The sequence below is a fragment of the uncultured Rikenella sp. genome (assembly GCF_910579375.1).
Classification (GTDB): domain Bacteria; phylum Bacteroidota; class Bacteroidia; order Bacteroidales; family Rikenellaceae; genus Rikenella.
This window is the reverse complement of record NZ_CAJTUJ010000151.1, coordinates 1-4399: the sequence shown is the minus strand read 5'-3', so window position 1 is coordinate 4399 and position 4399 is coordinate 1. Positions and strand designations below refer to the sequence as shown.

Below are 4399 nucleotides of genomic sequence, written 5' to 3'. Positions count from 1 at the left end.
GCCCCGCGTGCCCGCGGTGGGCAAATGGCAGCCTCAGCCCAACTCCCTGTTCCGCGCGCTGGCGGAAATCTTATTCAAAGCGCAAGACGCTTTGAATGATTTCCTACTTCAGCAGTCGCGCGCGGATCGAGCTTTGTCTCGCCTCGAACTGTTCCTTTTGTGAACAAAAGGAACCGAAAAAACTTTAGACGGATGCTGGCGCATCCTTAAGCTGCCGACCGCCCAAACCAATTCACCACCGAAGCCTCAGCAAGACACCCTGCAACAAAAAAATTCCCCTATCACATAAACCTCCTACGACATGGAAAAAGACTCCAAAATATACGTCGCCGGCCACCGCGGTCTGGTCGGTTCCGCCATCTGGCGCGGCTTGGAAAAACAAGGCTATAACCGGTTGATCGGCCGCACCCACGCCCAACTCGACCTCACCGACCAACGCGCCGTAGAGCAGTTCTTCGAGACCGAAAAACCCGAATACATCTTTCTCGCCGCCGCACACGTCGGAGGAATTATGGCCAACTCCCTCTACCGGGCCGACTTCATCTGGAACAACCTCCAGATCCAGAACAACGTCATCGCCGCAGCCTGGCGACACCGCGTGAAGAAACTCCTCTTTCTCGGCTCCACCTGCATCTACCCCCGCGACGCGCCTCAACCCATGCCCGAAGAGTGCCTCCTCGCCTCACCGTTGGAGTACACCAACGAACCCTACGCCATCGCCAAGATCGCCGGGTTGAAGATGTGCGAAAGCTTCAACCTCCAGTACGGCACCGACTTCATCGCCGTGATGCCCACCAACCTCTACGGCCCCGAAGACAACTTCGACCTCGAAACCAGCCACGTGCTGCCCGCCCTGCTGCGGAAGATGCACCTCGCAGCAGCTCTGATGCGAGGCGACTGGGCGACCATTCGTCAGGACTTCGACCGCCGCCCGGTCGAAGGCATTGACGGGACAGCCTCCGAGCCTCAGTTATTGGAAAAGCTCGAAAAATACGGTATCGCCTCCGGCACCATGACCGTCTGGGGCAGCGGGACACCCCTCCGGGAGTTCCTCTGGAGCGAAGACATGGCCGCCGCCTGCATCTACGTGATGGAACACGTCGGTTTCCGCGACCTGGCCGCCGGAAAAGGGACAGAAATCCGGAACTGCCACCTCAACATCGGCACCGGCAGCGAACTCACCATCGCCTCGCTCGTGCGCCTCATCGCCGACACCGTGGGATACACCGACGAGATCCGTTTCGACGCCTCGAAACCTGACGGCACCCCGCGCAAACTGACCGACCCATCCCGTCTGCACGCCCTCGGCTGGCACCACTCGGTCGAAATCGACGACGGCATCCGGAGACTCTACGACTGGTATTGCAAACAGTAGTCGGATATTTCCCGAAAAATGCGGATATTTGTAACGGAGCCCGAGCGGCCCCTGCGAGACATGAAGCTAACCAAACAAAATTCGTAAGAACCCTATGAAAAAGAAAATCTTAAGCGTGCTGGCCGTCTTGGCTGCCGGCTTCATAGCGCTGACCTCCTGTCAGGAAGAGAAACCCTACTCGTTTTATCAAATCGGTGTCAATTTTATCGGAATAGACGCCACCTTATCGCAAGACGAGATCAACAAACTGTCCCCCAACGAAAAAGACAAATACAGCGTAGCGAGCTATCTCTCGGGTTGGCTGATTAATCATGATTTCATCATGACCGGCTCCACCAAACCGATCATCATCGAAGGCGCCGACGAAGCCGAAAACGATCGGCAGGCCATTGTAATTTACGACAACAAGTTGTCGAAATTGCAGGAACCGGACACAGATAAGGATCTGGACGACATCATCCGGGAAGCCCAGCTCAAAACCGGAGCGGACGGCAAACCGGAATTGACCCTCACCACCTCCGGCTCGCTCACATTCTCCTACATCATGCTCAAAGGCTCCAACGCGCAAAGCACCATTCGGAGCACCCTCTTTACCGTCGACTACGCACCGCTCAGCACCCCGTCAGAACCGCAGGAACCCGAATTATGAAGATAGCGATTGTCGGAACCGGTTATGTCGGTCTGGTGACCGGCACTTGTTTTGCCGAACTGGGCGTCGACGTGACCTGCGTGGACACCGACGCCTCAAAAATCGAACGGTTGCAGCAAGGGATCATCCCGATCTACGAGCCCAATCTGGAGCAACTGGTCGAAAAGAACCACAAAGCCGGAAGGCTCCACTTCACCACCTCGCTGGAATCGGTATTGCCGGAGGTGGAGATCGTCTTTTCGGCCGTCGGGACGCCTCCGGACGAGGACGGAAGCGCCGATTTGCGCTACGTGCTTCAAGTGGCTGAAACCATCGGTCGGCACATCGACCGGTATGTGCTGGTCGTGACCAAATCGACCGTTCCCGTGGGGACGGCGGCCAAAGTGCGCGCCACGATTCAGGGCGAACTGGATAAGCGAGGCGTGCAAATTCCGTTCGACGTCGCCTCCAACCCGGAATTTCTCAAGGAAGGGAATGCCATCGAAGATTTCATCCGGCCCGACCGCGTGGTCGTGGGCACCGACTCGGAACGGGCCCGGGAATTGATGACACGACTCTACAAACCGATGTTACTCAACAATTTCCGGGTGATGTTCATGGACATCCCGTCGGCCGAGATGACCAAATATGCGGCCAACGCGATGCTGGCCACGCGAATCAGTTTCATCAACGACGTGGCGGCCTTGTGCCATGCGGTGGGGGCCGACGTCAATATGGTTCGCAAGGGGATCGGCGCAGACAGCCGGATCGGGAATAAATTCCTCTATCCGGGGTGCGGCTACGGGGGCTCGTGCTTCCCGAAAGACGTCAAAGCATTGATCCACAGCGCGGCACAGAACGGCTGCCGCATGGAGGTCTTGGAGGCTGTGGAGCGGGTGAACGAGCGGCAGAAACGGATTCTGTTCGAAAAACTGGTCGGCCATTTCGGCAGCGCCGAAGCGTTGCGCGGACGACGGATCGCGTTGTGGGGACTGGCTTTCAAGCCGGGCACGGACGACATGCGCGAGGCGCCGGCGCTAGTGCTGATCGAACAGCTGCGGGAGGCGGGAGCCGAGGTCGTGGCCTACGACCCGATTGCGATGACCGAAGCGAAACGCCGGGTCGGCGATGCGATTGCTTATGCTTCGGACGCTTACGGCGCGGCGCTGGATGCCGATGCGCTGGTCTTGCTGACGGAGTGGAAAGAGTTTCGGCTGCCGAACTGGGAGGTGGTCGGACGGGCCATGCGCGGGAAGGTGGTGGTGGACGGTCGCAACATCTTCGATCGGAACGAGCTGCGAAACCAAGGCTTTGCCTACTACGGCATCGGCGTTTTGTAAGTAGAGACTACCGGTTACTTGGTGTAGTTCCAGCCCATTGCCCACCGCGGGCCCGCGGCGTTTATTCCGAGAGGCAACGCAACTGAAAACCGAAGGCACGATTGTGCTCCCACGTGGATTGAACCCCGGTCGTTAAGGAACGCAACCCGATCCCGGTCGTTTCGCCCGCCGCAGCCAACCAGGCGGATCCTTCATCGCCGACGCCGGCCAACGAACCCGAAGTGTGGCGGCGGAAGCCCGGGGCGGGGTACCGGCAAAAACACCGAACCGAAAAAATTATTCAGAACACTATGTTTTCAGGAATCGTACAAAGCATGGGAACCGTCGTGCGGCTGGAGCCCGACCACGACAATCTGCATATCACCTTCGAAGCCGATCTGGCACCGGAATTGCACATTGATCAGAGCGTGGCCCACAACGGCGTTTGCCTGACCGTCGTGGCCGTCGATCCGGAAAAACGGACCTATACCGTAACGGCGATTCGCGAGACGCTCGAAAAGAGCAACCTGGGCGACCTGAAGGTGGGTGACCCGGTCAATCTCGAACGGAGCATGCGGATGGATGCCCTGCTGGACGGACATATCGTACAGGGACATGTCGACACCACGGGCGTTTGCCGCACGGTGGAATTCGCCGACGGGAGCTGGTACTATACGTTCGACTACGACGCCCCGGAACGTTTGCGGAAAGCGGGCTACGTGACGGTCGAAAAGGGCTCGATAGCGGTCAACGGAGTGAGTCTGACGGTCGTTAACTCGCGTCCGGACGGCTTTCAGGTGGCGATCATCCCTTACACGCACGAACACACCAATTTCCACCGGATAGAACCGAACACGCGGGTGAACCTCGAATTCGATATCATCGGAAAATATGTGGCTCGCCTGCTGGGAACGGCAAAACCTGAAAAATAATTTTTATAGCTGGTACTTTGTGCCGGATAGAACCGTACCTTTCTTGAAAGAAAGGTACCCAAAGAACTTTCGTGATAGCTACGCTATGCCTCAGGCTCCGCAGTCCTCAGTCTTCGTGAATCTGTCGGGCTGGGTTTTCTCGGCG

Annotated in this window: 5 protein-coding genes; 4 read left to right on the top strand and 1 reads right to left on the bottom strand. The window is 57.8% G+C overall.

The features are described 5' to 3' along the window. Positions 1 to 301: 301 nt before the first annotated feature. The 3 genes from QZ302_RS08865 to QZ302_RS08855 all read left to right on the top strand — a co-directional run bounded on the left by QZ302_RS08865 (position 302) and on the right by QZ302_RS08855 (position 3343). A complete protein-coding gene (locus tag QZ302_RS08865) occupies positions 302 to 1375 on the top strand; it encodes a GDP-L-fucose synthase (RefSeq protein WP_294594579.1) in 1074 nt (357 codons plus the stop codon). A gap of 94 nt (positions 1376 to 1469) precedes the next feature. Continuing rightward, positions 1470 to 2024: a hypothetical protein gene (locus QZ302_RS08860; protein WP_294594577.1), complete on the top strand. Its 555-nt coding sequence runs from the start codon at positions 1470 to 1472 to the stop codon at positions 2022 to 2024. Beyond that, entirely contained in the window at positions 2021 to 3343 is a 1323-nt protein-coding gene (locus tag QZ302_RS08855) for a UDP-glucose/GDP-mannose dehydrogenase family protein (protein WP_294594575.1), read from the top strand. Before QZ302_RS08860 ends, QZ302_RS08855 begins: the two co-directional genes overlap by 4 nt. Before the next feature lie 61 nt (positions 3344 to 3404). Here QZ302_RS08855 and QZ302_RS08850 read toward each other — a convergent pair whose 3' ends face one another. Next, positions 3405 to 3554, bottom strand: coding sequence for a hypothetical protein (locus tag QZ302_RS08850; RefSeq protein WP_294594572.1), 150 nt, complete (start codon positions 3552 to 3554; stop codon positions 3405 to 3407). Between the two features lie 79 nt (positions 3555 to 3633). Between QZ302_RS08850 and QZ302_RS08845 the strand changes: the two genes are divergently transcribed. Next, a complete protein-coding gene (locus tag QZ302_RS08845; protein WP_294594570.1) occupies positions 3634 to 4254 on the top strand; it encodes a riboflavin synthase in 621 nt (206 codons plus the stop codon). The last annotated feature ends 145 nt before the right edge of the window (positions 4255 to 4399 follow it).

Excerpts from the sequence above, each read along its gene's own strand:
- QZ302_RS08865 (WP_294594579.1), top strand. The coding sequence starts at position 302 with ATGGAAAAAGACTCCAAAATATACGTCGCCGGCCACCGCGGTCTGGTC.
- QZ302_RS08860 (WP_294594577.1), top strand. The coding sequence starts at position 1,470 with ATGAAAAAGAAAATCTTAAGCGTGCTGGCCGTCTTGGCTGCCGGCTTC.
- QZ302_RS08855 (WP_294594575.1), top strand. The coding sequence starts at position 2,021 with ATGAAGATAGCGATTGTCGGAACCGGTTATGTCGGTCTGGTGACCGGC.
- QZ302_RS08845 (WP_294594570.1), top strand. The coding sequence starts at position 3,634 with ATGTTTTCAGGAATCGTACAAAGCATGGGAACCGTCGTGCGGCTGGAG.